Below are 25,064 nucleotides of genomic sequence, written 5' to 3' on the forward strand. Positions count from 1 at the left end.
ACTAAGGAAGGCGTGGATGCCCGGGAGCGCAGACAAGTCTACGCAGTCTGCGCCGGGCAGACGGCTATGCCCGGGCATGACGGTGGAGGGCCTTAGCCGCCCCGTACCGGCGGCATCAGCACCTGGTCGCGCCGGCAGGCGCGGCGGTCGATCTCCTCGCAGGAGCGGAACTGCAGGTCCTTGCTCAGGCAGATCCGTACCTCGCTGAGGCGCTTGGAGTCGCAGGTCACCGAAATCGCCGAACTGCTCATGCCGGGGTTGGCCTTGATGAAGGCCGCCTCGAGGTCGTCGGGGGCGACCGATTTCGGCTCCGACAATTGCAGGAATTCCTCGGGGATTTTCACCGCCGCACGGGCTTTGCGGATGGTCTCGAAATAGGCCCGCGCGCCGAGACCCGAACAGGTGCCGTGCTTCTTCCATTCATTGAAGATCAGACCGGGCGCCGGCATCAGGTCCAGCATCGAGGTCATGATGTTGCGATCAAGCCAATCTGCCGAGCGCTGACAATATTCGGGAAAGCCGCGCTCATATTGCGGCCACAGCCCGTGCACCACGAAGGAGAACGGCCGGCCGCCGCACTGCGCCCCGGAGCGGCCACTGTTGCCGCGTTCGGAGGCCTGCTCGCAGAACGAGGGCGACCAGGACAGCGACAGCACGTAGAAATCGAACTCGCCCGGGGTGTTTTGCCGGCGGTCCTGTGCGGACGCCATCCCGGCGGTGGCGACCAAGAGAGCCAGCGAAATGAGAAGTCGGGAAATAATGCGGGAAATAACGACGGATCGAAACATCAAACGCCCCTGTTACGCGCGCCCCTATTATGTGGCTCGCCCAAGCCTAGCAGGGCGCGAGAACATTTCAAGAACAAAAATATCGCGGCCCGAAAACGTCCGGGCCGGACGCTGCCGATCCGCCAAATTCAAATCGGGAACAGCCGGGGAATGAGGCGGGGATCAGGGGCGGGCGGCCCTGCAGTTCGGATTATAGGCCCAGTTGCGGTCAAGCCCGGTCACGCACCATTCGACGCCTTGGCCGAAGCCGGCAAAGCCGCCGTCCTCGACGATCGCGTAGTGCACGGTCCGCATCTTGCCGTCGCTCAGCATGACGTCGGCGGTGCAATAACGGCGCGGAATGTTGTCGGACTGCCAAGGCCGGAAGGCGGTTTCATGGATCCGGCCGAAAGCCGTGATCGTCAGCGACGAATTCCAGAAGGTGCTTTCCTTTTCCTGGAATTGCGAGGTGATGGTCGGGAGCGCCCGCTCACACACGGCAACGCGCCCGTCATATTGCGGGCCGAACAGCCCGAAATTCAACTCGAGCGGATTGGCGGCCTGGGCCGGCAATTCAGATACCAGGAGGGCGCCGGATGCCAAAAGGGCAAAGCCAGCCACCAAGCCGAGCGATTTCAGGAGTGTGAACAGGTTTCGCATGGGATTCCGCCGATCGTCCAAGGTCTGGACGGTGCCGTGAAGCCCGGGCAAGGTCAAGTGCAACACGGCAACACTTGGCGGACAAGTCGGCTTTCCACCGCACGCCATTCTTTTCACGGCCGCCCGCGCACTCTATGGTGGGGTTCGAGCGAAATGGAGTCTGCGATGCGAATGATTGGGGCCGCGTGCCTGGTTGCCATCTCGGGGATGCTGGCGGGCGCTCCGGCGCGGGCCGACTGGGTGCCGCCGTTCAAGGGCAATGACACCGGCGGCATTATCGCTTACTCGCTGGCGCACGACACCGATGTCCGGCAGCGCGCGGTCGACCACTGCGCCAAATACGGCAAGGTCGTGAAATTCCTCGCGGTCGAGCCCCAGGATGGCGGATACATCTCGTTCGCCTGCCGCTGGGTGCCTTATGGCGCCAACGAGCGGCCGCTGAGCGTCGCCTACTGAGCGGGACGACCTCACCCAACCTCAACCGGCCGGGGGCGCGAGCATGACGCGACAGCTTCTGTCATTCGGTTCGGCACTTTGTGGTTTCGCACTTGGCCTGCTGGCACTGTTGCCTGCGAATGCGGCAAGCGCGGTCGAGTTGCCGGTGCGCAAGGCCGGGTTGTGGGAAATGAAGGTGCTGCACACCGGCTCTGCGGTGCCCGACATGACGATGCAGCATTGCACCGACGAGACCACCGACAAGGAAATGAGCACATCGTTCTCGCCAATGGGCAAGGAGATGTGCTCCAGGCAGGATATCCAGAAGACCGCGACCGGTTACGTCAGCGATTCCGTCTGCGGCATCGCCGGCATGTCGATCACCTCGCATGCCGAGATCACCGGCGACTTCAATTCGGCCTATACGGTGAAGTCGACCTCGCATTCGGAGCGCGGCCCCGCCGGCGTGCCGCGCGATTCGACCACCACGATCGAAGCGAAGTGGCTGGGCGTCTGCAAGCCCGACCAGAAGGCCGGCGACATCATGATGCCCGGCGGCATGAAGATGAACGTCAAGGACATGGAAAAGCTGAAAGCCCTGATCCCGAAGCAATTGCCGAAGTAGTTGCTGTCGCGGCTTGGCGGCCTCTTGGTTCGAGACGCGCAGCTTTGTTGCGCTCCTCACCATAAGGCCAAGAATTGAGAACCTCCTATACCGGCACCCTGACCGCCGCCCGCAGGCCGCCCATCGGGCTGTCGCCGAGCGTGATGTCGCCGCCATGCGAGCGGGCGATGTCCCGGGCGATCGCGAGACCAAGGCCGGTGCCGCCTTCATCCTGATTGCGGGCGTCGTCGAGCCGCAGGAACGGCTTGAACACTTCCTCGCGCATATCAGCCGGAATGCCCGGTCCGTCATCGTCGACGGTGATGGTCAAATAGCGGTGATCGCGGTGGCCGGTGATCGAAATGGTCTTGGCGTGCCGCGCCGCGTTGGAGACGAGGTTGGCGAGGCAGCGCTTGAACGAGGCCGGTTTCACGATCACGACCGGCAGGCCGTGAAACGTAACGGTCGTGGCATGGCCGTTGCGCTCGGCGTCGCTGCGCAGTTCCTCCAGCGCCATCGTCATGTCGGTGGGCTGGGCGACCTCGCCGGAGTCGCCGCGCGCAAAGGCGAGATAGGCCTCCAGCATCGCCGACATCTCGTCGACATCCTTGCGCATGCCGTCGACCTCGGGGCTGTCGCCGATCAGCGCGAGCTCGAGCTTGAAGCGGGTCAGGATGGTGCGCAGATCGTGCGAGACGCCGGCCAGCATCGCGGTGCGCTGTTCGATCGAGCGCTCGATGCGCGCCTTCATTTCCAGGAACGCCTGGGCGGCGCGCCGCACTTCCCGTGCGCCGCGGGGACGGAAGTTCGGCGCTTCGCGGCCCTTGCCGAAACTTTCGGCGGCGTCCGCCAGCCGCAGGATCGGCCTGATCTGGTTGCGCAGGAATAGCACCGCGACGATCAAGAGGATCGAGGACGTCCCCAGCATCCAGAAGATGAAAATTTCCGAATTGGAGGCGTAGGCGGCGCTGCGCTGGGCGAACACGCGCATCACGGCGTCGTCGAGCTGGATCCGGATCTCCACCAGGTTGGAACGGCCGACGGTGTCGATCCAGAACGGCTTGCCGATCTGGCGGCCGAGCTGCACCGACAGCGTCTGGTCGAGCAGCGAGAAGAACGGTTTGGGGCCGGGCGGTGGCATGTCGCCGACTGGCAGGAAATCGACCACGAGCTGCAACCGCTGCCCGATACGCCTTAGCTGCGCGCGGTCCTTGTCCTGCGGATAGAACTTGTAGACGTCGATCAGGCTGGCGATGTCCTGCACCACGGCGGCCGACAACCGCCGCGTCACCGTATTCCAGTGCCGCTCCATGAACACGAACGCGACCACGGTCTGCAGGATCACCATCGGCACGATCATGATCAGCAGCGCGCGGGCGTAGAGGCCGGTCGGCATCCAGCTCTTGAACGCGTTGCCCATCCAGCCATTGGCCGCGGACACGCGCTGCGAGGCGTTGCGGATCAGGGTCAGGCCGGTATCGAGGGTGCTCATGGCGAGGTCACAGCCTCATGGCGACGCCACCAGGCGATAGCCGATGCCGCGCACCGCCTGCAGGAACAGCGGATTGGCGGGATCGCGCTCGATCTTGCGCCTGAGACGGTTGATCTGCACGTCGACCGCGCGCTCGTTGACGGTGCCGCCGCCGGTCAGCGCCGCGCGTGGCACGGTCTCGCCGGGACTTACGGCGAGAATGCGCAGCATTTCGCGCTCGCGGTCGGTTAGGTGAACGATCTCCTCGCCCTGGCGCAATTCGCCGCGCTCGAGATGATAGACGTAGGGCCCGAAGGCGATCTGCTCCAGCGCTTCGACCGGCGGCGGCGCGGTGCGCTTGAGGATATTGCCGATCCGCAGCACCAGCTCGCGCGGCTCGAACGGCTTGGCGACATAGTCATCGGCGCCGATCTGCAGGCCCTCGATCCGGGCCTCCGCCTCATGGCGCGCCGTCAGCATGATGATCGGCACCGAGGAGGAGGTGCGGATGAATCGCGCCAGATCAAATCCGGTTTCGCCGGGCATCATGACGTCGAGGATCAACAGGTCGAAGTGAAGGCCGAGCAGCTTGGCGCGCGCATCGCTGGCGCTCGCCGCCGTGGTGACGCGATAGCCTTCGCTGGAAAGAAAGCGCGACAGCAGATCGCGGATGCGGCGGTCGTCGTCGACCAGCAACAGGTGCGGGGCGTCGTCGGCCGGCTTCAGCGGCGCGCGCGCGATGGTCGAGGCGATGGTTGCTGCTTGCGCCACGGTCACTCCCTAGGGTTTCTTGCCGCCGGTGCCGAAGATCGCCTCCAGCACCTTGTCGGGGTCGTCGCGATCGATCATCGCACGCAGGAACTGGCTGATGGCAGCAACGCCGGCGGGATCAATCTCGCCGAGCGCGCGGGTGATGCGGTCGGTCTGCAGGCCGGCCAGTTTCGCCACCAGGGCCTCGCCCTTCGCCGTGGCGTAAAGAAGGCGCTGCCTGCGGTCGTTATTGCCGGTCTTCTGGATGATGTAGCCCTCGTCGAGCAACTGCTTGAGCACGCGGCCGAGCGACTGCTTGGTGATGCGCAGGACATCCAGCAGATCGGCGACCTTGAGGCCGGGATAACGGTGGACGAAATGCATCACCCGGTGATGGGCGCGGCCGAAGCCGAAAGCCTCGAGTTCGTGGTCGGCGTCGCCGACGAAGTCGCGATAGGCGAAGAACAGCAGTTCGATGATGTCCCAGCGCAGTTCGCCCGTCCGCGGGGCAGGGGGCACGCCGTTGGCACCCTTCGAATCGGGTTCGCCGGATGGTCTTGAGAAATTTATGTCAGTCATGTTGACATATCTTGGGTTCAATGTTACAAAACTGCCAGCCACGACGAAACATTAAATCGTTTCGACCTTGGCGACGTTTCAGGCAGCCGGAAAAAGCCAGCAATAGCGGCAACGGCCGCGAATTTGACTACCGTGCGATTGTCGAGCGGCATTTCGGCAAACATACTGGACTTCGGCATTCCGCAAAAGCATGTCCTGCGGACATGTTGGCGATGGACACCGGCGGCAAGGCCCTTAAAGGTCGAGGCTGCCAGTGCAGGCGAAGTTCAGGCCACTTCAACGGCGCCAAAACGCCAGGCGCGCATTCCGCGCCAATCCGGGAGAGAGCCATGTCGTACGATAAATCGGCCCAGCAGGCCCTCAAAGAAAGGCCGACGCCAGAGATCGCACCGGCAGCAGGAAGCAAGGCCATGAGTTTGAAATTTGAGATCCAGCCGACGCCCGCGCCGACGTCCGACAAGGACCGCGCGGCCAAGCTCGTCGACCCCGGCTTCGGCCGGGTTTTCACCGATCACATGTCGATCGTTCGCTACAACCAGGCCAAGGGCTGGCATGGCGCGCGGGTCGAATCCCGCGCCAATTTTCCGCTCGATCCGGCCGCCGCCGTGCTGCACTACGCACAGGAAATTTTCGAGGGCCTCAAGGCCTACAAGCGCGACGACGGCGGCGTGAACCTGTTCCGCCCCGATGCAAATGCGAAGCGCTTCCACAATTCGGCCGATCGCATGGCGATGGCGCCGCTGCCCGAGGCCGTCTTCATCGAGGCGGTCGAGCAACTGGTCCGGATCGACCGCGCCTGGATACCCGGCGGCGAGGGCAGTCTCTACCTGCGCCCCTTCATGGTCGCGAGCGAGGTCTTCCTCGGCGTGAAGCCTTCGGCGGAATATATCTTCGCGGTCATCGCTTCCCCGGTCGGCTCCTATTTCAAGGGCGGCCCTGCGCCGGTGTCGATCTGGGTGTCGGAGAACTACACCCGCGCCGCGATCGGCGGCACCGGCGCGGTCAAATGCGGCGGCAACTATGCCGCCAGCCTGCGCGCGCAGGCCGAGGCGATCGACCGCGGCTGCGATCAGGTCGTGTTTCTCGATGCGGTCGAGCGCCGCTACATCGAAGAACTCGGCGGCATGAACGTGTTCTTCGTGTTCGACGACGGTTCGCTCTCGACGCCGCCGCTCGGCACCATCCTGCCGGGCATCACCCGCGACTCCATCATTGAGCTTGCCAAGGATTCCGGCATGCCCGTGCGCGAGGAGCCCTACACGATCGACCAGTGGCGCGCGGACGCTGCCAGCGGCAGACTGAAAGAGGCGTTTGCCTGCGGCACCGCGGCCGTGATCTCGCCGATCGGCAAGGTGTGTTCGGGCAGCGGCGATTTCCTGATCAGCGGCGGCGCCGCCGGCCCGGTCGCCATGGGCATGCGCAAGAGACTGGTCGACATCCAGTACGGCCGCGCGGCCGACCCGCACAACTGGATCAAGAAGGTTTTTTGATTTAGGCACCGTCATTCCGGGGCGATGCGAAGCATCGAACCCGGAATCTCGAGATTCCGGGTTCGCTTCGCGCCCCGGAATGACAGCAGCAACGGTTGCCGCTTCCCGCCCCGGCTGGTAAACGCCGCTGATGGCTGAAAAACCCAAAAAACCGCAGAAATTGCGCGCGCGCCTGCCGCGCGGGCTGGAGGATCGTGGCCCGGCCGCGATCGCGGCCACGCGCCAGATGGTCGAGAAAATCCGCGAAGTCTACGAGCGCTACGGCTTCGAGCCGGTCGAAACCCCGGCGATGGAATACACCGACGCGCTCGGCAAATTCCTGCCCGACCAGGACCGGCCCAACGAGGGCGTGTTCTCGTTCCAGGACGATGACGAGCAGTGGATATCGCTGCGCTACGACCTGACCGCGCCGCTGGCGCGCTATGTCGCCGAGAATTTCGATTCGCTCCCAAAGCCCTATCGCAGCTATCGCGCCGGTTACGTCTATCGCAACGAAAAGCCCGGCCCCGGCCGCTTCCGCCAGTTCATGCAGTTCGATGCCGACACGGTGGGCTCGGCTTCACCCGCGGCCGATGCCGAGATGTGCATGATGGCAGCCGACACGATGGAAGCGCTCGGCATTCCCCGCGGCAGCTATGTCGTGAAAGTGAACAACCGCAAGGTTCTCGACGGCGTGCTGGAGGCGATTGGCCTTGGCGGCGAGGACAATGCGGGGCGTCGGCTCACGGTGCTGCGCGCAATCGACAAGCTCGACAAATTTTCCGCCGATGAAGTTCGCAAGCTGCTCGGTCCCGGACGATGGGACGGTGGCGAAGAGGGCAAGGGCGATTTCACCAAGGGTGCGAACCTCAGCCCGGCGGATGCCGATGTCGTTCTCGCCGTCACGGCAAAACGCGATGACTGGAAAGAGGCGATTGCCGCGGCAGATACCTATCTGACCAAAAGCGAAGTCGGCCAGGCCGGCGTCAGTGAACTCGAAGAGATCGCCAAACTCGTCACCTCGTCCGGCTATGGCGCGGATCGCGTTCGCATCGATCCCTCCGTCGTCCGCGGCCTCGAATACTACACCGGTCCCGTTTACGAAGTAGAACTCACGCTCGAAACCAACGACGAAAAAGGCCGCCCCGTGCGCTTCGGTTCGGTCGGCGGCGGTGGGCGTTATGACGGTCTGGTCTCGCGCTTTCGCGGCGAGCCGGTGCCGGCGACCGGATTTTCGATCGGCGTGTCGCGGCTGCAGGCCGCGCTGACGATGCTCGGCAAGCTCGACACCAAGCCGGCGTTCGGGCCGGTGGTCGTCACCGTGTTCGGCGGCGAGATATCAGGTTATCAGCAGATGGTTGCGACGCTCCGCAACGCGGGCATTCGCGCCGAGCTCTATCTCGGCAATCCCAAGCACAGCCTCGGCCAGCAGATGAAATACGCCGACCGCCGCAACTCACCCTGCGCGATCATTCAGGGCAGCGACGAGAAGGCCAACGGCAAGATCCAGATCAAGGACCTGATCCTCGGCGCCGGCCTGACCGACATCAAGGACCGCGAGGAATATCTGAAGAAGCAGACCGAGGCCCAGTACGTCGTCGATGAAGCCAGCCTCGTCGACGAGGTCCGCAAGGTGCTGGCGCGCCATGACGTGAAGTGGAATTGAGGCCTCATGGTGAGGAGGCGCACTTGCGCCGTCTCGAACCATGGCGACAATAGGCCATCCTTCGAGACGCCGCGCGAGGCGCGGCTCCTCAGGATGAGGACCGAGTGTTTGGCGACAACAAAGCAGCAAGAGAAAAGGGAGAGACCAAAATGCCTGAGATCACCGTGAGCATGGCCGCTGGCCGCACCGACGAACAGAAGGCCGGCATGATGCGCGACATCACCCAGGCGCTGGTGAAGAACCTCGGCGTCGATGCCGATGCGGTCGTGATCCAGATCAACGAAGCGCCGCTGGCCCACAAGATGAAGGGCGGCAAGACGTTTGTTGAGCGCGCGGCGGCCGCGAAGAAGTAGTTCTGTCCGTCATTCCGGGGCGCGCGTAGCGCGAACCCGGAATCTCGAGGTTCCGGGTTCGTCGCTTCGCGACGCCCCGGAACGACGATTGATCATCCGGAATCCCCATGGACGCACGCGACGTCATCAAAATCGGCATGAGCGCCGAGCGCAGGCTCGTCGTGCCGGCGGAGCGCACGGTCGGGCATTTCGTGCCGGGAATGCCGATGGTCTATGCGACGCCGATGATGATCCTGGAAATGGAGATGGCGTCGGGCGACGCGATCCACGGCCTTCTGCAAGATGGCTGGGTCACTGTCGGCACCGAGGTCGATATCCGGCATCTCGGCGCATCGCTGGTCGGCGCCACGGTGCGGACCATGGCAAAGGTCGTCGCGGTCGAGCGCCGCGTGATCCGCTTCGAGGTCGAAGCTTTCGAGGGCGAGCGCAAGATCGGCGACGGCCGCCACGCCCGCGGGCTTGTCAATGTCGCGAATTTTACGAAACGGCTGCAGCCGAAGTGACATCGTCATTGCGAGCCAACGGGTCGCGCGAATGCGCGCCCGATGACAGGCTCCGCGAAGCAATCCATAGCCCAAAAGGAAGAATGCATTGCTTCGTCGCTTTGCTCCTCGCAATGACGAGGAGGGTACGAAGTAACTACTTCGCCAGATCCTTCGAGCGCTGCGTCGCCGCGGCGACCGCGCGTGTCAGCAGCGTCTGCATGCCGTTCGGGCCCATCAACACTTCCAGCGCGGCGGCGGTGGTGCCGCCGGGGGAGGTAACGTTCTGGCGCAAGGTGGTGGAGGTCAGCTCCGAGCGATGCAGCAACTCGCCGGAGCCGGCGACGGTTTCGCGCGCCAGTTTCGTTGCCAGTTCAACGGGCAGGCCGGCCGCGACGCCGGCGCGGGCGAGTTCTTCGGCGAGCAGGAATACGTAGGCAGGTCCCGAACCGGACACGGCGGTGACCGCGTCCATCAGGCTTTCCTTGTCGACCCATTCGACCGAGCCGGTGGCGCGCAGCAGTGCATCCGCGACCGCGCGTTGGCCGGCGCTGACACTTTTGGCCGCCACCGCGACTGTGATGCCGCGGCCGATCGCCGCCGGCGTGTTCGGCATGGCGCGAACCACGCTGCCGCCGCAAACCTCTTCGAGCGAGGCGATCGTCATGCCCGCCATGATCGAGACCACCAGCGTCGACGGGCCGACGAAGGGTTTTAGCGACGCGCCGGCTTCACGGAACGATTGCGGTTTCACCGCGACCACCAGCGTATCGACTTCGCCGGCTTCCTTGGACGACGGATTGAGACGGACGCCTTGAGCGGCCAGCGCGCCGATCTCAGCGGACGGATGCGGCTCGATCACCACGACGCGTTTGGCGTCGAGTCCCTGCGCCAGCCATCCGGTCAGCATCGCACCGCCCATCTTGCCGGCGCCGGCAAGCGCGATGGTGCCGTGGACGTTTTTCAGAGCTTGTGCGGTAGCGACTGAAGACGACATGCATAACACTCTCTTGTCGTCCCTGCGAAAGCGGGGACCCAAAACCACAAGCGGTTCTAGTGAAGCGAGAGGGAGGCTACAAGCAGTTTGCTCAAGCCTTGACGTCACGGCATATGGGTCCCGGCGTCCGCCGGGACGACAGAAACTACGCCTCGCCCTCGGTATCGAACATCGCCGCGCTCATGGCCTCGGCGGCGGTCTTGCCGGCCCAGACCACGAACTGGAACGCGGGGTAATAGCGTTCGCAGCCATGGATGGCGCCGACCAGCATGGCCTCGCATTGCGCGGCCGAGGCGGTCAGCCCGCCCGGCAGCACCAATGCCTGCCGGTGCATGATCATGCCGGTGTGGGTCCAGATGTCGAAATGGCCGACCCATAATTGCTCGTTGATCGCCGCGATCAGCCGCTGCACTTCACCGCGCCGCGCCGGCGGAATCTTCATGTCGAAGGCGCAGGCGAGATGCAGCGATTCGATCTCCGCCATCCAGGTGAAGGAGAGCTGGTAGTCGGTCCAGCTTCCCTTGGAGACGATCGTCACTTCGTCTTCGCCGGAGCGCTCGAACGCCCAGTTATTATCCGCGGCGATATCCTCGACCACCGCGAGCGGATTGATCCGGGAATCGATCGTGCCTTCGAGGAGGGACATGCCGTCTCGACCTTGTTCTTGAAGTCTTTTGATACGCAACGGGAAACGGCACGCGCTGAACTGCTACGTCGCGGCCGGCTGCAATCCCCTGATCGTCGTCTTGATCGTGCCGGAGGCTGCCGGGCTCAAGTGATGTGATTTGCGGAATCCGCGCAACTCACCCAAGAGTCCGTCCACAGGCCAAAACGCCGTCGTCCACAGCTCATGACCGTCATACACGTTAACTTTTAGAACAAACCGGAATCGGACTTCGCGGAAGAAGAGTCCCGTGCGCAGGCTTCACCGCAAAGGCGAGCCGGCTGCCACAAAGGTTAATTTCTTAGGACGCGTACGGCCGAGAGTCTTATTCCGGCTTGATGCCGGCGGTGCGGACCACCTTGCCCCATTTCTCGGTTTCGTCCGCGATCAGCCGGCCGAAATCGGCTGCTGAGCCCGGCATCGTCTCGCCGCCGATGGCGGCAAGCCGCGCCTTCATGCCGGGATCGGCGATCGCCGTATTGATTTCCTTGTTGAGCTTGTCGACGATTTCAGTGGGCGTGTTTTTCGGAGCGGCGAAGCCGTACCACTGGCTGGCTTCATAGCCTGCGACGTAATCGCCGACGGTCGGAACCTCCGGCAGCTCCGGCATTCGTGCGGCGGTGGTCACCGCGAGCGCGCGCAGCTTGCCGGTCTTGACGTAGTCGGCGGTTCCGGGGGCTGCGGCGAACAGGATCTGCACCTGACCGCCGAGGAGATCCGTCATCGCCGGGCCCTGGCCGCGATAGGGGACATGGACCATGTCGACGCCGGTCATCATCTTGAACAGCTCGCCGGCCATGTGCGGCGCGCTGCCGCTGCCGGCCGAGGCCATGTTGACCTTGCCCGGACTGGCTTTGGCGTAGGCGATGAATTCCGCAATGGTCTGCGCCGGCACCGAGGGGTGGACCAGCACCACCATCGGCACGCGGATGACGCCCGCGACCGGCGCGATGTCGCGGACGAAATTGAATTTGAGATTGTCGTAGAGCGAGGCGTTGACCGCGTTGGGGACGGTGGCGAGCAGCAGCGTGTAGCCATCGGCGGCCGCGTTGACGACCGCTTCGGTTCCGATATTGCCGCCGGCGCCGGTCCGGTTCTCCACCACGAAGGGTTGCCCCAGATGATCGGCCAGCCACTGGCCGATCAGGCGCGCCGTGATGTCGACGCCGCCGCCGGCGGCAAAACCGGCGATGATCCGGGTCGGCCGCGTCGGATAATCGAGCGCGAACGCCAGCCGCGGAGTTGCGGATGCCGCGATCGCGCTGCCGGCGAGCTTGAGAAAGTTGCGGCGGAGAAGATTCATGCTGGCGCGCCCCCTGTTGGCGACGAGGCTATCCCAATTGCTGCGATCTGAGTAAAGGCGCTCGGGGGATGCCCTGTCCCGGGGGCATGGGGACATGCCAATTCCCGATGCCAAAGATGCTTGCCCGCGTGTCGGCGTTTGGTCATATTTGCCCGCAGGTCGTCCATTCCGGGCGGCCGATGTTCTCAGGGCGGGGTGAAAATCCCCACCGGCGGTAAGGGTGACGTAGCCCAAGCCCGCGAGCGCCTTCTTCGCCTTCTCTGAAGGGGAAGAAGGGTCAGCAGATTCGGTGTGATTCCGAGGCCGACGGTTATAGTCCGGATGAAAGAGAACGGTTGCGGCGGCCTCGCGCGTTTGCGCGTGGTCAAAGTCGTTCCGTGTGCCCTGATTCTGGTCCTGAAAGAGGAAAGCCATGAATCAGATGTTGCAAGAGCCTGAAGTCAAATCCCAAACCGAAACTTCCCAAGTTAAGCCCTCCGAAGCCGGTCACGCGCCCGATACGCCTGTGCGTCCGCCGGCACAAAACCATCCGCGTTTCGTCAAGCCGCAGCGGGTCGCCTTCGTGCAGGCGGCCTGGCACCGCGACGTGGTCGAGCAATGCCGCATCGCCTTCCTCGAGGAGATCGAAGCGCGCCATATCGCGCGTTCGCAGGTCGATCTGTTCGAGGTGCCGGGCTCGTTCGAAATCCCGCTGCATGCGCAACTGCTCGCCAAGACCCGGCGCTACACCGCGATTGTCGCCGCGGGGCTCGTGGTCGATGGTGGCATCTACCGTCACGAATTCGTCGCCGACACCGTGATCAAGGCGCTGATGGATGTGCAGTTGAAGACCGAAGTGCCGGTGTTCTCGGCGGTGCTGACGCCGCTGCAATTCCACGAGAGCCCGGTGCATCACGACTTCTTCCGTAAACACTTCGTCATCAAGGGGATCGAAGTCGCGGAAGCCTGCGCCAACACGCTGCACAGCCTGGAACGGCTGAAGGGCCAGGTCGCGGCGGGGATTGTCTAGCACTACAACCGATTGTCATTCCCGCCGCCGCACCTGTAAAGTCGGCGGCGGGAGGAGGCCAGCCCGTGATGACGGGCGGCCGAGACGATCATGTTCGAAGGACACGATCCCTATCTCGTCGCGCTCTCGGTGGTGATCGCGATTCTGGGTGGTTACACCGGCTTCGGCCTCACCGCGCGCATTCGCGGGACGCCGGACGCTGGTCATCGGCTGCTGCTGGCGGGTGCAGCGTTCTTTCTCGCCATCGGCATCTGGACCATGCACTTCGTCGGCATGCTGGCCGCGCCGCTGCCGCCGGGCACGGTCTATCTGGTGCTGCCGACGATCATCTCGTTCCTGATTTGCGCGCTGGTGGTCGGCATTTCCCTGTTCTTTGTCAGCGTCGGCGAGCCGCCGGTGTCCCGCGTGGTGTCCTCGGCGGTGCTGCTCGGGGTCGGGATCGCCAGCATGCACTATGTCGGCATGCACGGACTGTCCGGCGATTTCGCCATGACACACGACAATGCCGTGGTGGCGCTGTCGGTCGCGATCGCGATTGCGGCGGCCTATGGCGGCCTGCGCACGTTCCTGGCGCGCCAGGGCGGCGTGCAACTGGCGCTAAGCGCGGTCGCGTTCGGTGTCGCCGTATCCGGCATGCACTATACGGCGATGGCCGGCATGAATCTGGTTTCGCCATCGGAAGGGGCGCATCACCATATCGAGGGACTGGCCGCGTCGTCGCAGATGCTGTCGCTGGTGGTGGCGCTGCTCTGCTTCGTCATCGCCGCGGGTTTTCTGCTGTCGCTGGTGCCGGATCCGCGTAACAAGGTCGGGGTGACGGCGGCTGGCGCAACGCCGCAGGCGGTCAGTCTTGTCACGGAAATCCCGTCGGCTGATGCCGGTGCGGCGTCCACCAGTCCGCGGATGCGGCCGACGCCGCTGGGCGGCATCGGCCAGCCGCCCCGTGCGGCGCCCGCGCCACGGATGCCGGTCGAAGGCGCCGACGGTACCCACTTCATCGATAGCGCCGATGTCAGGAGCGTGCGGGCCGACGCCCACTATACAAAAGTACATGACGGCACCCGTGAGCGGATGTGTCCGTGGTCGATCTCGGAAGCCGAAGCCCAGCTCGACCCAGGCCTGTTCGTCCGGGTGCACCGCAGCCATATCGTCGCGATCCCGCACGTCACGCTGGTCCGCAAGGAAGGCGACGGCGCGATCGTCGAACTCGACGGCCCGTCGCCGCACCGGGTGCCGGTCAGCCGCGCCAAGATCGCCGAGGTCAAGGCGAGGCTCGGTCTCGCCCGGCGGCACGCGTAGGCGGCGCTTGCTTAACCTCGCCCCGCTTGCGGGGAGAGGTCGCCGCGCTCTTCGCGCGGCGGGTGAGGGGGTACCGGACCCACAACGTTCTCGACTCGCGGTGAGAGCCCCTCACCCCAGCCCTCTAAGAGCGAGCTTCGCTCGTCTCGACCCCGCAAGAGCGGGGCGAGGGAGCAGAGGCAGTGCCGTCTGCGCGTTAGGTCGCCCAGACTGACGCATTTCGTGAGCGAAACTCCGCATCTCGTGCGAATTCCCTGACTTTGTGCCCCTCGGCTTGCGGCCCAAAACGCCAGGATAGAGCGTGCGCTCCAACGTCCATGTCCTCGTAAGGGACCCCCAACGGACGAATGGAGGAGACGAATGATCCCAGGACCATTCAGCTATCACCGGCCGGCAACCGTCGCCGACGCGGTCAAACTGCTCTCGACCCTGGGCGACGAGGTCCGGGCGCTGGCCGGCGGCCACAGCCTGGTGCCGATGATGAAGCTCAGGCTCGCGACACCCGAGCACCTGGTCGACCTGCACGGTGTGGCCGGGCTCAAAGGCATCTCTCGCAAAGGCAACACGGTCGTGATCGGCGCCATGACCACCCAGCACGAATTGCTGGCGTCCGACGAGATCGGCAAGTCGTTGCCGATCCTGCACGAAACCGCGCTTCTGATCGCCGACCCGCAGGTGCGCTACCGCGGCACCATCGGCGGCAACGTCGCCAATGGCGATCCCGGCAACGACATGCCGGCGCTGATGATGACCCTCGGTGCGAGCTACCGCCTCGAAGGCGCATCAGGAGCCCGCGATGTCGCGGCCACCGAATTTTACCAGGGCGCCTATTTCACGTCGCTCGAGCCGGGCGAACTCTTGACCTCGATTTCCATTCCGGTCCCCGCCGCCGGTCACGGCTACGCCTACGAAAAACTCAAGCGCAAGGTCGGCGATTACGCCACCGCGGCCGCGGCCGTCGTTCTCACGATGGCTGATGGCAAGGTCGCCACCTGCGCGATCGGCCTCACCAACCTCTCCGAGACGCCGCTGCTGGCGACGGATGCGGCGAAAGCGGTGATCGGCACCAGCCTCGATCCGGCCACCCTGAAAAAGGCTGCGGCTGCAGCGGTCGCGATCATGTCGCCGGCCGCGGATGCCCGCGGCCCGGTCGAATACCGCAAACATGTCGGCGGCATCATGGTGATGCGGGCGCTGTCGCGCGCCGCTGCCGGCGCCAGGTAAGGGGGAAACAATGGCAAAGACTCACGTCACCATGAAGGTGAACGGCGCCGAGGTCGAAGGCCTCGTCGAGCCGCGCACGCTGCTGGTGCATTTCATCCGCGAAAATCTCGCGCTGACCGGCACCCATATCGGCTGCGAAACCACCCATTGCGGCGCCTGCACCGTCGATATCGACGGCATGTCGGTGAAATCCTGCACCATGTTCGCGGTGCAGGCGCAGGGCTCCGACATCATGACCATCGAAGGCGTCGCCAATGCCGACGGGTCGCTGTCGGCATTGCAGGAAGGTTTCCGGATGATGCACGGCCTGCAATGCGGCTTCTGCACCCCCGGCATGATTTTACGCGCGCAACGGCTGTTGAAGGAAAATCCGTCACCGACCGAAGCCGAAATCCGGATGGGCATCTCGGGCAATATCTGCCGCTGTACCGGCTACCAGAACATCGTCAAGGCGATCCAGTACGCCGCCGCCAAGATCAATGGCGTTGAATTCCAGGAGGCTGCGGAATGAACGACATGACTCCCACGCGGGAACAACGCGAAGCCAAACTCGAAGGCATGGGCTGCAAGCGCAAGCGGGTCGAGGACATCCGCTTCACGCAAGGCAGGGGCAATTACGTCGACGACGTCAAATTGCCGGGCATGCTGCACGGCGATTTCGTCCGCTCGCCGCATGCCCATGCGCGCGTCAAGTCGATCAACTCGGAAGAGGCGCTGAAGGTGCCGGGCGTGCTCGCCGTTATCACCGCCGAGACGCTGAAGACCGTCAACCTCGTCTGGATGCCGACCTTGGCCGGCGACGTCCAGATGGTGCTGGCCGACGGCAAGGTGCTGTTCCAGAATCAGGAAGTCGCGTTCGTGGTCGCGACTGACCGCTACGCCGCCGACGACGGCATCAACAAGGTGGTGGTCGAATACGAACCGTTGCCGCCGCTGATCGACCCGTTCAAGGCATTGGATGCGGACGCGCCGGTGCTGCGCGAGGACCTCGCCGGCAAGATGACGGGCGCGCACGGGCCGCGCAAGCATCACAACCACATCTTCGAATGGACCGTCGGTGACAAGGATCTCACCGATGCCGCGTTCCGCAAGGCCGAGGTGACGATCAAGGAGATGATCTCCTATCACCGCACCCACCCGTCGCCGCTGGAAACCTGCCAGTGCGTCTGCTCGTTCGACAAGATCAAGGGCGAGCTGACGATCTGGGGCACGTTTCAGGCGCCGCATGTGATCCGCACCGTGGTGGCGCTGATCGCAAAAATTCCCGAGCACAAGATCCACGTCATCGCGCCCGATATCGGCGGCGGTTTCGGCAACAAGGTCGGCGCCTATCCCGGCTATATCTGCGCGGCGGTCGCTTCCATCGTCACCGGCAAGCCGGTGAAATGGGTCGAGGACCGCATCGAGAACCTGACCGCCACTTCATTTGCGCGCGACTATCACATGACGACCGAAATCGCCGCGACCAGGGAGGGCAAGGTCACCGGTCTTCGCGTCCATGTGCTGGCCGATCACGGCGCGTTCGACGCCTGCGCCGACCCGTCGAAATGGCCGGCCGGCTTCTTCAACATCGTAACGGGATCGTATGATTTTCCCACCGCGCATTTGTCGGTGGACGGCATCTACACCAACAAGGCACCGGGCGGCGTCGCCTATCGCTGTTCGTTCCGCGTCACCGAGGCGGCGTATTGCATCGAGCGCGGCATGGATATTTTGGCGCAGAAGCTCGGGATGGATCCGGCCGAGCTGCGGCTGAAGAACTTCATCAAGGCGGAGCAGTTTCCGTATCACTCGGCGCTCGGCTGGGAGTACGATTCCGGCGATTATCACACCGCGATGCGCAAGATGATGGAAACGGTCGACTATGCCGGCCTGCGCAAGGAGCAGGCGGAAAAGCGCGCGGCGTTCAAGCGCGGCGAGACCCGCGAGATCATGGGCCTCGGCGTGTCGTTCTTCACCGAGATCGTCGGCGCCGGCCCCTCGAAGAATTGCGACATCCTGGGCATTGCGATGTTCGACTCCTGCGAGATCCGCATGCATCCGACCGGAGCGGGCATCGCCCGCGTCGGCACCAAGAGCCAGGGCCAGGGTCACGAGACCACCTGGGCGCAGATCATCGCCACCGAAATCGGCATCCCCGCCGACGATATCATGGTCGAGGAAGGCAATACCGACACCGCGCCTTACGGGCTCGGCACCTACGGTTCGCGCTCGACGCCGGTGGCGGGTGCGGCGATCGCCATGGCCGCGCGAAAAATCAAGGCCAAGGCCCAGATGATCGCGGCCTACAAGCTCGAAGTCCACGAGGGCGACCTCGAATGGGATATCGACGGCTTCCGCGTCAAGGGGCTGCCGGAGAAGTCGATGTCGATGAAGGACATCTGCTGGGCGGCCTACAACTCGGTACCCCCCGGCATGGAGCCGGGCCTCGAAGCGGTCAGCTATTACGATCCGCCCAACATGACCTATCCGTTCGGCGCCTACATCTGCGTCATGAACATCGATGTCGATACCGGCGTCTACAAGGTCAGGCGCTTCTACGCGCTCGACGATTGCGGCACGCGCATCAACCCGATGATCATCGAGGGCCAAGTGCATGGCGGACTGACCGAAGCCTTCGCAATCGCGATGGGCCAGGAGATCCGCTACGACGACGAAGGCAACGTGGTGACCGGTTCGTTCATGGACTTCTTCATGCCGACCGCGGTCGAGACCCCGCATTGGGAAACCGACTTCACCGTCACGCCGTCGCCGCACCATCCGATCGGCGCCAAGGGCGTCGGCGAAAGTCCCAATGTCGGCGGCGTGCCGGCGTTCTCCAACGCGGTCAACGACGCGTTCTCGTTCTTAGGGTCCACCCATATCCAGATGCCGCATGACTTCTGGCGCAACTGGAAGGCGGCGAAGAATTTGGGAGTGTTTGCGTAGTTTCTCGTCATTCCGGGATGGTGCGTTAGCACCAGACCCGGAATCTCGAGATTCCGGGTTCGATGCTTCGCATCGCCCCGGAATGACAGGGACTAACAATGAAAACCCGCGAAGAGATCGCGCAAGCACTGGCCGCTGCCGGCTATATCGCCGACGGCGAACTCGCGACCGCGATCTCGCTGATGCAATTGCTCAGGCGTCCGCTGCTGCTGGAAGGCGAGGCGGGCGTCGGGAAGACCGAAGTGGCGAAGGCGCTGGCTGGCGTGCACGCGACCGAACTGATCCGCCTGCAATGCTATGAGGGGCTCGATCAATCGGCGGCGCTGTACGAATGGAACTACCAGCGCCAATTGCTCTCGATCCAGGCCCATCGCGGCGATAATCCCGATGCGGTCGAGGACCAGATCTTTTCGGAAAAATATCTGCTGGAACGGCCGCTGCTGGCCGCGATCCGCCGCGACAAGCCGCCGGTGCTGCTGATCGACGAGATCGATCGCGCCGACGATGAGTTCGAGGCGTTCCTGCTCGAACTGCTCTCCGACTTCCAGGTCTCGATCCCCGAACTCGGCACCATCAAGGCCGTCACGATCCCGCATGTGGTGCTGACCTCGAACGGCACCCGCGAACTCTCCGACGCGCTGCGCCGCCGCTGTCTCTATCACTATGTCGACTATCCCGACGCCGACCGCGAGGCGCGCATCATCATGGTGCGGATCGACGGCGCCGGCGCCTCGCTGTCGCTGCAGATCGCGCGCATGGTCGAAAGCGTCCGCAAGGAAGAACTGCGCAAGGTGCCGGGTGTGGCCGAGACGCTGGACTGGGCGGCGGCCCTGGTCGGGCTCGACGTACGCGACCTGCACGATGCGCCCGAGACCGTGCATGAAACCCTGATGTGCCTGCTCAAGACCCATGAAGACAGATCGCGGATGAGCCGCGAAGTCACCGAACGGCTATTGGGGAAGGTCGCATGAGCTGCTGCGGCGCCGCACCTGACATCAATGATGTGAACGAGGTCTCCCGCCTGGTCTCGGCAAAACTCGCGGCGTTTCTGAAAACCCTGCGTGACAGTGGCTTTGCCGTCGGTCTGGCCGAAGGCCAGGACGCCGCATCGCTGATGACGGCAGGCTTTGTCGCCAGACCCGGCCTGTTGCGCTCGGCCTTCAAGCATCTGTTCTCGGCGCGCAAATCCGACTGGGAAAAGTTCGACGGCATCTTCGACGCATTCTGGCTCGGCAAGCGGGTTCGCTCGCGGTCGACCACCACGGGCTCGGCCAAATCAGCCAACAATCCGTCGCTGAAGAGCTTGCCGAACACCCGGCCGGAACCGCGCGCCGGTGGCGATACCGCGATGGACCAGATTCCATCCGGCGACGGCGCCGACGACCTCGATCGTTCCGGCGAAGGCCGCATGGAGGGGGCGTCGCGCGCCGATCAGCTTGCCGAAATCGATTTCCGCAAGATGGCCGATCCCGAACAGATCGAAGAAGCGCACGCCGCCGCCGCGCGGCTGGCGCAGACCATGCGTACGCGGCTGACGCGGCGCGATCTGGCGCGGCGGCGCGGCTATCGGCTTGATCTGCGCCGGACCATTCACGGCAATATCAGCCATGGCGGCGTCCCGATTACGCTGGTCAGGCGCCAGCGCAAGGAGAAGCCGCTGCGGCTGGTGATGCTGCTCGACGCCTCCGGTTCGATGAGCATGTACACCGGCGTATTCCTGCGTTTCATTCACGGCGTGCTGGATGAGTTTCGTGAAGCCGAGGCGTTCCTGTTTCACACCCGGCTGGCGCATGTCTCCGATGCCATGAAGGAAAAGGATGCCGCGCGGGCGCTCGACCGTCTCTCGATCATGGCGCAGGGCGCCGGCGGCGGCACCAAAATCGGCGAAAGCCTGCAGACCTTCAACCGCTGGCACGCCGCGCGCGTGATCCATTCGCGCACCGTCGTGATGATCGTCTCCGACGGCTACGAGACCGGCGACGCCGCACTGCTCGGCCGCGAGATGGCGGCGCTCGGCCGCCGCTGCCGCCGCATCGTCTGGCTCAATCCGATGATGGCGTGGGAGGGTTACGCGCCCGAGGCCGCCGGCATCAAGGCGGCGCTGCCGCATGTCGATCTCTACGCGCCGGCCAACACGCTGAAAAGCCTGACCGCGCTCGAACCGTATCTGGCGAAGTTGTGAGGATGCATGTGATCAGATCGATTTTTGGCGACGACGGAAGTGCGCCCCCTCTCCCGCTTGCGGGGGAGGGCCGGGGTGGGGGTGCTGCCGCGATTTGCACTGCCCAAGTGGATAGAGCTTCCCCCACCCGCCGCGCCCGGGCGCGCAATTGCGCTGCCACGCACGTCGACCTAAGAGCGAGCTTCGCTCGTCTCGACCCCCGCAAGCGGGAGAGGCGGTCGATAGAGAGGCGCCGATGACCGCTCATGTCGAAGTGATGGATCTGGTGGCGCAGATGAAAGCGGCCGAGCAGGCGTTCGTGCTGGCCACTGTTGTCCGCACGGTGTCGGTGACGGCGGCGAAGGCCGGCGCCAAGGCGATCATCCGGCCCGATGGAACGATTGTCGCCGGGTGGATCGGCGGCGGCTGCGCGCGCGGGGCGGTGCTGAAAGCGGCGCGCGAGGCGCTGGCCGATGGCGAGCCGCGCATGGTGTCGGTGCAGCCGGACGACATGCTGGCCGAACTCGGCGTCAAGCCCGGCGAGAACCGCGACGGCGTCCGCTTCGCCAGCAACATGTGCCCGAGCAAGGGAACCATGGATATTTTCGTCGAGCCGGTGTTGCCGCATCCTTCCCTGGTGGTGTTCGGCGCCAGCCCCGTGGCGATGTCGCTGGCCGCGCAGGCGCGCCAGCTCGGCTACCACGTCACGCTGGCGGCGCCTTCTGGCGATCTGCCCGTGGTTCCCGACGCCGATGTGCTGGTCGACGGCTTCGCGCTCGGCGAACTGCATCCCGCCAAACGCTTCATCGTGGTCTCGACGCAAGGCAAGGACGATGAGGCCGCGTTGCGCGCCGCGGTCGCGACCGAAGCCGCCTATCACGCCTTCGTCGGCAGCCGCCGCAAGATGACGGCGCTACGCGAAAAGCTGGTCGCGGGTGGCGTGTCGCCGCAAGCGCTCGACCGGGTCAAGGCGCCGGCCGGGCTCGACCTCGGCGCCATCACGCCGGAAGAGATCGCAATGTCGATATTGGCCGAAATCACCGTCGAACGCCGAAGAGGCCAGCGCGCCAGCAATTTTTCTCAAGGGAGTTGAAGACATATCATGCAGATGAGTGACAGCCAGCGCATCCCGGCCTCGAAGGAAAAGGTCTGGGCCGCACTCAACGATCCCGCGATCCTGAAACTATGCATTCCCGGCTGCGAGGCGCTCGACATGTCCTCGCCGACCGAGATGACCGCGACCGTGGTGTTCAGGGTCGGCCCGGTGAAGGCGACCTTTGGCGGCAAGGTGACCTTGTCGGATCTCGATCCGCCCAACAGCTATCTCATCTCCGGCGAGGGCTCCGGTGGCGTCGCCGGCTTCGCCAAGGGTGGGGCTGCCGTGCGTCTGGAGTCCGAAGGCCCCGACACCACCGTGCTGCATTACGACGTCGACGCCCAGATCGGCGGCAAGCTCGCGCAACTGGGTTCGCGCCTGATCGATTCCACCGCCAAAAAACTTGCCGGACAATTCTTTGCGTCGTTCGGCGAGGTGGTGGGAGGCACGGTTCCGGCGGCCTGAGTCCCGCAATTGCCCCCGTTCGGGTTTCGGCTATGCTGGCCGCAAAACAATCGGGGAGAGCGTGATGGCTGGGCAGGATTCTTCCGATTGGCTCGGCCTGTCAGGCCGTGTGTGCGTGGTGACGGGCGGCGGTGGCGGCATCGGCCGCGCCGTTGCCTTGAGCCTGGCCCGGGCCGGCGCCCGTGTCGCTGCGGTCGACCGCGACGAGCGCGGACTTGATACGACGCACAAGGAATTGCGCGATCTCGGCAGCGACCACGCGATAGCAAGCTGCGATACCTCAAACGCCGAGAGCGTCACCGCAGCGTCTGACATGATCGGGAAATCGCTGGGGCCGTGCCACGTGCTGGTCAACACCGCCGCGGTGTTGCGTCCCGGCGGCCTCGACACGTTATCCCTCGCCGAATGGAACGCGGTGCTCTCGGTCAACCTGACCGGCTATTTCCTCTGTGCGCAGATTTTCGGCCGCCAGATGCGCGCGCTCGGTCGCGGCAGTCTGGTTCACGTATCGTCGATAGCCGGCAGCCACGCGCAGGGCCAGAGCGGCGCCTACAGCGTCAGCAAGGCCGGCGTGATCATGCTGTCGCAACAGCTGGCCAACGAATGGGGCCCGCACGGTATCCGCAGCAACGTCGTCAGCCCCGGCCTCGTCATCACGCCGATGAGCCAGTCGTTCTACGACACGCCTGGAGTCACCGAGCGGCGCAAGGCGGTGGTGCCGATGCGGCGGATCGGCGTGCCGCAGGACATCGCCGACGCCATCCTGTTTCTCGCCAGCGACCGCTCGTCCTATGTCAGCGGCGACGAGATCACCGTCGACGGCGGCTTTGTGCGGATGCTGATGAACCTGGTGCCGCGGCCGGGGTTCGAATAGCGGCCGGCTGACGGCCGAGTCGGGTTGCTCGCAACGATTAAGTGACGGCAAAGCGCGCGGCAAATTGGCACGACGGGCAAATCACCAAAAGTCTGTCCAGCCCTTCGCGCAAAAATATTTTGCTGGCGCCGTCGGGCAAATCAGACGTCTAACTCCGCCCGTCTCCCGCGATGAGAGGGGCGCTCGCGATCGTCACGACGTGCGGAGAGATGCGGTGGACGCGGGGTCACGACTGACGAGCGTGGCATTTGCGTACGGTGAAATCGTTTGGGTCCGACGCCCCGATGCAGGCGTCAAGTTCGAGGGCGGCCAACGCCGCCCGAGAGCGATGGTGTCACAAAAAGCAGGGTCACCAGGACGATCTCGTATAAGCCGTAAAGCCATTGCGTGGGGGAGGCCGGGTGTTCTCCGCTGAACCTGTATGCTCGTGTGCGTATCTCTTCGCATCTATTGCACGCGAGACCGCGGGTGCAGCGCGCACCCGGTCTTCCCCACGCCCTCTGTTTGAAGAGGGTGAGGTTTCGAGCAAAACTTCGGGCGTATTGCGCCGCGAGGATGCGAACGCATATTCAGTCGTCATCACCCGCGAAAGCGGGTGATCCAGTATTCCAGAGGCGTCAATGATGGAACCGATAAGCCGCAGCGTACTGGATACCCCGCATGCGCGGGGTATGACGGCCAGGACTGAATCAGTCGAACAGGCTCGAGACCGATTCTTCCGACGCGGTGCGGCTGATGGCTTCGCCGATCAGGGGCGCGATCGACAGCGTGCGGATGTTGGCGGCCTTGTTGATCGCGTCCGTCGGCAGGATCGAGTCGGTGATCACGAGCTCTTTCAGCTTGGAAGAGGCGATGCGGGCCGCGGCGCCGCCGGACAGCACGCCGTGCGAGATGTAGGCGTAGACGTCCTTGGCGCCGTGCGCGATCAGCGCGTCGGCGGCATTCACCAGCGTGCCGCCGGAATCGACGATGTCGTCGATCAGAATGCAGGTGTAGCCGGCGGCATCGCCGATCACGTTCATGACTTCGGATTCGCCGGCGCGTTCGCGGCGCTTGTCGATGATGGCGAGCGGGGTGTTGATGCGCTTGGCGAGGCCACGCGCCCGCACCACGCCGCCGACATCGGGCGATACCACCATGACATTGGCGAGGTCGAAGCGCTCCTTGATGTCGCGTACCATCACCGGCGAGGCGTAGAGGTTGTCGGTCGGAATGTCGAAGAAGCCCTGGATCTGGCCGGCGTGCAGGTCGAGCGTCATGACGCGGTCGACGCCGGCGTGCGTGATCAGGTTGGCCACCAGCTTTGCGGAAATCGGTGCGCGGGAGCCGACCTTGCGGTCCTGCCTGGCGTAGCCGAAATAGGGGATGACCGCGGTGATGCGGCGCGCGGACGACCGGCGCAGCGCATCGGTGATGATCAGGAGTTCCATCAGGTGGTCGTTAGCCGGAAACGACGTCGACTGGATGATGAACGCGTCCGAGCCGCGCACGTTCTCGAGGATTTCGACGAAAATTTCGTTGTCGGCAAAACGGCGAACGCTGGCCTTGGTCAGCGGCAGATGCAGCCAGTCGGCGATTTCCTGTGCCAGCACCGGATTGGAATTGCCAGCCACAAGCTTGATCGAGCCATTCTTGGCCGACATCGACGCTTCTCCTCGCGCCTTGCTGGATACGACGTTCAGCATTTCGAGAAATCCTCGGACCCGGCGCGCTTCGATGAGCGAGGAGATATCAGGCAGGTGGCTCGGCTGGCAACCCATTGCCCCGGTTTTCCCGGTCAAAAATAGACCGTTACGGGACTATTAGGG

General features: G+C 64.3%; 24 protein-coding genes, 1 pseudogene and 1 riboswitch. Of the genes and pseudogenes, 16 read left to right on the forward strand and 9 right to left on the reverse strand.

From position 1 onward, the window contains the following. Window positions 1-92: 92 nt before the first annotated feature. Window positions 93-788: a ribonuclease T2 gene (locus FFI89_RS06030; RefSeq protein ID WP_138833811.1), complete on the reverse strand. Its 696-nt coding sequence runs from the start codon at window positions 786-788 to the stop codon at window positions 93-95. Window positions 789-950: 162 nt separating this feature from the next. Next, complete coding sequence (locus FFI89_RS06035; RefSeq protein ID WP_138833813.1) at window positions 951-1,427, reverse strand: hypothetical protein; 477 nt, start codon at window positions 1,425-1,427, stop codon at window positions 951-953. A gap of 165 nt (window positions 1,428-1,592) precedes the next feature. Here FFI89_RS06035 and FFI89_RS06040 point away from each other — a divergent pair, with 165 nt between their 5' ends. Together FFI89_RS06040 and FFI89_RS06045 are read left to right on the forward strand one after the other, a co-directional pair. Continuing rightward, window positions 1,593-1,883 carry a hypothetical protein gene (locus FFI89_RS06040; RefSeq protein ID WP_138833815.1) on the forward strand — a complete coding sequence of 97 codons (291 nt, stop codon included), beginning with the start codon at window positions 1,593-1,595 and terminating at the stop codon, window positions 1,881-1,883. Window positions 1,884-1,926: 43 nt separating this feature from the next. Beyond that, window positions 1,927-2,487, forward strand: coding sequence for a DUF3617 family protein (locus tag FFI89_RS06045; protein WP_138833817.1), 561 nt, complete (start codon window positions 1,927-1,929; stop codon window positions 2,485-2,487). Between the two features lie 85 nt (window positions 2,488-2,572). On the opposite strand, the gene FFI89_RS06050 is transcribed toward FFI89_RS06045, so the two are convergent. Genes FFI89_RS06050 through FFI89_RS06060 form a run of 3 tightly spaced genes read right to left on the reverse strand, consistent with a single transcriptional unit; the run spans window position 2,573 to window position 5,266 of the window. Then, entirely contained in the window at window positions 2,573-3,958 is a 1,386-nt protein-coding gene (locus tag FFI89_RS06050) for an ATP-binding protein (protein ID WP_138833818.1), read from the reverse strand. Window positions 3,959-3,973: 15 nt separating this feature from the next. Beyond that, the gene (locus tag FFI89_RS06055; protein ID WP_371722470.1) at window positions 3,974-4,708 is read right to left on the reverse strand and encodes a response regulator; all 735 of its coding nucleotides are present in this window, start codon (window positions 4,706-4,708) and stop codon (window positions 3,974-3,976) included. Window positions 4,709-4,717: 9 nt separating this feature from the next. Then, window positions 4,718-5,266 carry a MarR family winged helix-turn-helix transcriptional regulator gene (locus tag FFI89_RS06060; RefSeq protein ID WP_138833820.1) on the reverse strand — a complete coding sequence of 183 codons (549 nt, stop codon included), beginning with the start codon at window positions 5,264-5,266 and terminating at the stop codon, window positions 4,718-4,720. A 410-nt stretch (window positions 5,267-5,676) separates the two neighbouring features. Between FFI89_RS06060 and FFI89_RS06065 the strand changes: the two genes are divergently transcribed. From FFI89_RS06065 to FFI89_RS06080, 4 genes and pseudogenes are all read left to right on the forward strand, one after another. Further along, on the forward strand, window positions 5,677-6,756 hold the full coding sequence (locus tag FFI89_RS06065) for a branched-chain amino acid aminotransferase (RefSeq protein WP_138833822.1): 1,080 nt from the start codon (window positions 5,677-5,679) through the stop codon (window positions 6,754-6,756). Window positions 6,757-6,886: 130 nt separating this feature from the next. Next, window positions 6,887-8,270: pseudogene (hisS, locus tag FFI89_RS06070) on the forward strand (histidine--tRNA ligase); the annotation flags it as partial. A 280-nt stretch (window positions 8,271-8,550) separates the two neighbouring features. Next, complete coding sequence (locus tag FFI89_RS06075) at window positions 8,551-8,754, forward strand: tautomerase family protein (protein ID WP_025590867.1); 204 nt, start codon at window positions 8,551-8,553, stop codon at window positions 8,752-8,754. A 107-nt stretch (window positions 8,755-8,861) separates the two neighbouring features. Next, window positions 8,862-9,257, forward strand: a complete 396-nt coding sequence (locus FFI89_RS06080) for a thioesterase family protein (protein ID WP_138833826.1) — start codon at window positions 8,862-8,864, stop codon at window positions 9,255-9,257. 136 nt (window positions 9,258-9,393) lie between these two features. On the opposite strand, the gene proC is transcribed toward FFI89_RS06080, so the two are convergent. The 3 genes from proC to FFI89_RS06095 form a co-directional block, all read right to left on the reverse strand. Next, entirely contained in the window at window positions 9,394-10,233 is an 840-nt protein-coding gene (gene proC / locus FFI89_RS06085) for a pyrroline-5-carboxylate reductase (RefSeq protein WP_168212799.1), read from the reverse strand. 145 nt (window positions 10,234-10,378) lie between these two features. Continuing rightward, window positions 10,379-10,879, reverse strand: coding sequence for a YbjN domain-containing protein (locus FFI89_RS06090; RefSeq protein ID WP_138833830.1), 501 nt, complete (start codon window positions 10,877-10,879; stop codon window positions 10,379-10,381). 343 nt (window positions 10,880-11,222) lie between these two features. Continuing rightward, a complete protein-coding gene (locus tag FFI89_RS06095) occupies window positions 11,223-12,200 on the reverse strand; it encodes a tripartite tricarboxylate transporter substrate binding protein (protein WP_138833832.1) in 978 nt (325 codons plus the stop codon). Between the two features lie 177 nt (window positions 12,201-12,377). Next, window positions 12,378-12,537: riboswitch (FMN riboswitch) on the forward strand. 75 nt (window positions 12,538-12,612) lie between these two features. Between FFI89_RS06095 and FFI89_RS06100 the strand changes: the two genes are divergently transcribed. The 10 genes from FFI89_RS06100 (at window position 12,613) to FFI89_RS06145 (ending at window position 23,256) form a co-directional block, all read left to right on the forward strand. Next, on the forward strand, window positions 12,613-13,209 hold the full coding sequence (locus FFI89_RS06100; protein WP_138833834.1) for a 6,7-dimethyl-8-ribityllumazine synthase: 597 nt from the start codon (window positions 12,613-12,615) through the stop codon (window positions 13,207-13,209). Window positions 13,210-13,299: 90 nt separating this feature from the next. Continuing rightward, the gene (locus FFI89_RS06105) at window positions 13,300-14,508 is read left to right on the forward strand and encodes an MHYT domain-containing protein (protein WP_138833836.1); all 1,209 of its coding nucleotides are present in this window, start codon (window positions 13,300-13,302) and stop codon (window positions 14,506-14,508) included. Window positions 14,509-14,868: 360 nt separating this feature from the next. Continuing rightward, window positions 14,869-15,732 carry a xanthine dehydrogenase family protein subunit M gene (locus FFI89_RS06110; protein WP_138833837.1) on the forward strand — a complete coding sequence of 288 codons (864 nt, stop codon included), beginning with the start codon at window positions 14,869-14,871 and terminating at the stop codon, window positions 15,730-15,732. A 10-nt stretch (window positions 15,733-15,742) separates the two neighbouring features. Further along, entirely contained in the window at window positions 15,743-16,243 is a 501-nt protein-coding gene (locus tag FFI89_RS06115) for a (2Fe-2S)-binding protein (protein WP_138833839.1), read from the forward strand. Beyond that, on the forward strand, window positions 16,240-18,660 hold the full coding sequence (locus tag FFI89_RS06120; protein ID WP_138833841.1) for an aerobic carbon-monoxide dehydrogenase large subunit: 2,421 nt from the start codon (window positions 16,240-16,242) through the stop codon (window positions 18,658-18,660). Before FFI89_RS06115 ends, FFI89_RS06120 begins: the two co-directional genes overlap by 4 nt. A gap of 98 nt (window positions 18,661-18,758) precedes the next feature. Continuing rightward, window positions 18,759-19,631, forward strand: coding sequence for a MoxR family ATPase (locus FFI89_RS06125; protein WP_138833843.1), 873 nt, complete (start codon window positions 18,759-18,761; stop codon window positions 19,629-19,631). After that, a complete protein-coding gene (locus FFI89_RS06130) occupies window positions 19,628-20,842 on the forward strand; it encodes a VWA domain-containing protein (protein WP_138833845.1) in 1,215 nt (404 codons plus the stop codon). Before FFI89_RS06125 ends, FFI89_RS06130 begins: the two co-directional genes overlap by 4 nt. Before the next feature lie 235 nt (window positions 20,843-21,077). Then, the gene (locus FFI89_RS06135) at window positions 21,078-21,914 is read left to right on the forward strand and encodes an XdhC family protein (protein ID WP_138833847.1); all 837 of its coding nucleotides are present in this window, start codon (window positions 21,078-21,080) and stop codon (window positions 21,912-21,914) included. A 9-nt stretch (window positions 21,915-21,923) separates the two neighbouring features. After that, window positions 21,924-22,382: a carbon monoxide dehydrogenase subunit G gene (locus FFI89_RS06140; protein ID WP_138833849.1), complete on the forward strand. Its 459-nt coding sequence runs from the start codon at window positions 21,924-21,926 to the stop codon at window positions 22,380-22,382. Window positions 22,383-22,446: 64 nt separating this feature from the next. Further along, entirely contained in the window at window positions 22,447-23,256 is an 810-nt protein-coding gene (locus tag FFI89_RS06145) for an SDR family NAD(P)-dependent oxidoreductase (protein ID WP_138833851.1), read from the forward strand. A gap of 689 nt (window positions 23,257-23,945) precedes the next feature. On the opposite strand, the gene FFI89_RS06150 is transcribed toward FFI89_RS06145, so the two are convergent. Then, window positions 23,946-24,899: a ribose-phosphate pyrophosphokinase gene (locus tag FFI89_RS06150; RefSeq protein ID WP_168212800.1), complete on the reverse strand. Its 954-nt coding sequence runs from the start codon at window positions 24,897-24,899 to the stop codon at window positions 23,946-23,948. Between the last annotated feature and the right edge of the window lie 165 nt (window positions 24,900-25,064).

It is taken from the genome of Bradyrhizobium sp. KBS0727 (assembly GCF_005937885.2).
GTDB lineage: Bacteria > Pseudomonadota > Alphaproteobacteria > Rhizobiales > Xanthobacteraceae > Bradyrhizobium.